A 3221-nucleotide genomic window follows, 5' to 3' on the forward strand; every position below is an offset into this window, starting at 1 on the left:
CGAGATGCTCCGGCGCGGCGCCAAGGCCTCGGCGGCCGACTCCAACGGCATGGTCCCTCTCCACGCCGCCGCGGAGCGTGGCGCGCTCGGCACCGCCAAGGCCCTTCTCGACGCGGGCGCCGATCCGAACGCGGCGAATCGTTTGGGGATGACTCCTCTCATGTACGCCTCCATCCCCCATGGCGCCAATCCGGAGATGATCCGCTTGCTTGTCTCCCGAGGCGCCGATCCCAACAAGAGCTCCGCCCGCTTCAACGCGCCTCTCAGCGTCGCGGCGCAACGGGGCAACGCGGACATCGCCGCCGCTCTCCTCGATGGGGGAGCGGATCCCATGCCCTCCGGTGGGTACAATCAGCAGACCCCGCTCCACGTGGCGTCGATCCTGGGAAAGGCCGAGCTCGTCCGCGTTCTTACCGACCACGGCGCCGAGCTGAACGCCAAGGACGCCTCAGGGGCAACGCCGCTGGATCTCGCCGTTCGCTACGGGCATCAGTCGGTCGCGAGCCTGCTCGGGGGCAGGGGCGCGCAGGGCGCGCCGTGGGGTGGCGCAAGCGGTTCAGGACTCGCTTCGGCTGGCCGGCCTCCCGCGGGAGACGCGACGATATGGCATCTGGGACACAGCGGCTGGGGCGTGAAGACCCGCGAGCACTTCCTGGTCTTCGACTACTTCGACCAGGACAATCTCCCCGACTCGCCGGGCCTCTGCAACGGCTACATCGATCCCCGCGAGATCGCCGGGGAGGATGTGACGGTCTTCGTCTCGCACGAGCACGCGGATCACTACGACCCGGTGATCTACGAGTGGCGCGAGCAGGTTCCTGAGATCACCTACGTGCTGGGCTTCCGCCCGCCCCAGCCGCCGCCATGTCCGGTGGAGCAGATCTCGCCGCACGAGACGAGAATGATCGACGGGATGACAGTCACGACCATCCGCTCGAACGACAGCGGCGTGGGGTACCTGATCGAGGTCGACGGCCTTCTCATCCTCCACGCGGGAGATCACGCCAATCGCAACCGCGATCTCTCGGGGGACTACACTCCCGAGATCGCCTACCTCGAGACCAGGGGCGCGAGACCGGACATCGCCTTCCTCCCGGTGACGGGCTGCAACTTCGGCGATCAGGTCGCGGTCAAGATCGGAACTGAGTACGCGCTCGATCGCCTGAAGCCGCTTCTCTTCGTCCCCATGCACGGAGGCCAGTTCAATCCGACGTACCGCGACTTCGTTCGGGACGTGAGGGACCGCCACCCGCGGGTCAGGATGGAGCATGCGGAGGTCAGGGGGGATCGGATCCAGTTCAGCAAGATGCGGGCGAGCTAGCCGTATCTGACTGGATCTGAAGAGCGAGCAGGCCCTGCGCAGGGCGTTCGAGGTCAAAGAGGATCGCGGAGGCCGGACGGCCTCCGCGATCCATGTTCGTCCGCTCCGCGGCTCGTCCCCGGCGGCGCTCGGCGGCGCCCGGGGATCCGAGCAGGGAGCGACTACCTCGTCATGACGAGCTTCCTCGTCAGCGTCCTCTCGGGAGTGGTCAACGAGTAGAGATAGACGCCGCTCGGCAGAGGCCTGCCCGCGTCGTCCCTGCCGTCCCATGCGACGGTGTGAACTCCCGCCTCTCGCCCTCCCGTCGTCAGGCGCCGGACTTCGCGGCCCTGCACGTCGAAGATCGACAGGGTCGCAGGCGCCGGCTTGTCCAGCGCGAAGCGGATCGATGTCTCGCCCTCGAACGGGTTCGGGATGTTCGGTTCGAGATCGACCCTTTGCGTCAGATCATCGCCCACCGCCTGCGGAGCCTGCTCGACGGTCATGATCAGAGTCACGAGTCGGATCGGCGAGTTCGGATCGTTGCACGGGATATGGAGCGTGTCCCTGTAGGTGCCAACATTGAGACCCGTCGCATCGAAGGTGATGACTGACACCTGACTCCCGCTAGGCGGGATCGAGCCGCTCGTCAAGGACTCCGTCACCCAGGGGATCGGCTCGCTCCCCTCGTTCATGTCCCAGATCAGGGTGTCCTGGGTGCCCGTGTTGCCGATGGTCAGATCCCGGTTGAGTGTCGTGTTCTGATCCAGCGTCACGAAGAAGGTCCCCGGGCTCGCGGTGATGTTCGGATAGGTGGCGGGCACCGAAGTGATTCGCAGCACGATGTCCCAGTTCCCGTACTTGGAGATGCCGCCCCATGGGCTATTCGGCGAACGGCGCACCCGCACGTAGAGGTTCTGGGTCGTCGCCGTAGTGTAGCTCACCAGCGACCGAAGGTTCTCGAAGGTGTTGAAGGACCCTGGGCTTGGCGCGGCGACGTTGTCGTGCGCGATCAGCACGGTGCCGGCGCTGTTCTGGAACTCGATGTAGGTGTCCGCCCCGTCCCGCATGATCGACGTCTCGGCCTGGTAGGTGCATCCCGCCAACCCCTCGAACATCATCCAATCTTCGTCACCGGCAGGCCAGGTCGTGTGATGGGTCCTCAAGCCCCTGCCGATCTCGACGAAGCCGTAGTAAGTTCCGGGCGACGCGTGGCTGTCGTCGTCCTCATAGGCGTCGTCGACGTACTGGATCCCGTGGTTCAGTTGCTCGATCTGGAGAAGCTCGGCGGTCTGGGGGCTCGCGACGCTGGCGATCCAGAGATCGTGGTAGTCCTCGTAGGTGAGGGTGCCGCTGAACGGCGGCTGAGAGAGGTAATCCCGGGTGAAGTCCCACGACTCCTGGAAGGTCCGATCCATCTGGTAGCCGGGCTCGTCATCCACGCCGGGGGTGTTATCGCCGGTCATGTCACCGTCGACCTGGTCCCAGAGGCAGGCCGTGATCGAAACCTCGCAGGAGGCGCTTTCTCCCCCGCCGTAGGTCTCGACGTCGTAGGAGAAGCTGATCACGCCCGTCGTCGAGTCGCCCGTCGAGTTCATGTAGACCTGGGGATGGAGATACCCGGCCCAGTCCCGCGTCCCGCAGCTGAAGAAGGTCGGCCAGCCCTCGCCGAACGAAAGCCGCGGATCCTGCGCGCTGTCGTCCACGTAGTGCCCACCTCCGGGATTGTCCGAGAATCCGCCGTAGGCGTACTGGACGAAGTGGCCGAACTCGTGAAGGAGGATCGTGTCGTCATAGCCGTAATTGCCTCCCATATAGACGACCCCGCCGCTGTAGTAGGCCTGGTCCGGACTCACATCGAGCGTGAAGCGGATCCGGCAGCCCGTAGGCCTCGCCCCGCCCTCCATCGACGCGATGAAGT

2 protein-coding genes are annotated in these 3221 nt (G+C 65.5%); one reads left to right on the forward strand and one right to left on the reverse strand.

The features are described 5' to 3' along the window. Positions 1-1321, forward strand: a 1321-nt coding sequence (locus FJY88_12925; GenBank protein MBM3288232.1) for a hypothetical protein, incomplete at its 5' end; no start/stop codon positions are given. 161 nt (positions 1322-1482) lie between these two features. Here the strand turns inward: FJY88_12925 and FJY88_12930 are convergent. Further along, positions 1483-3221, reverse strand: a 1739-nt coding sequence (locus FJY88_12930) for a T9SS type A sorting domain-containing protein (protein ID MBM3288233.1), incomplete at its 5' end; no start/stop codon positions are given.

It is taken from the genome of Candidatus Eisenbacteria bacterium, assembly GCA_016867495.1.
Taxonomy (GTDB): domain Bacteria; phylum Eisenbacteria; class RBG-16-71-46; order CAIMUX01; family VGJL01; genus VGJL01.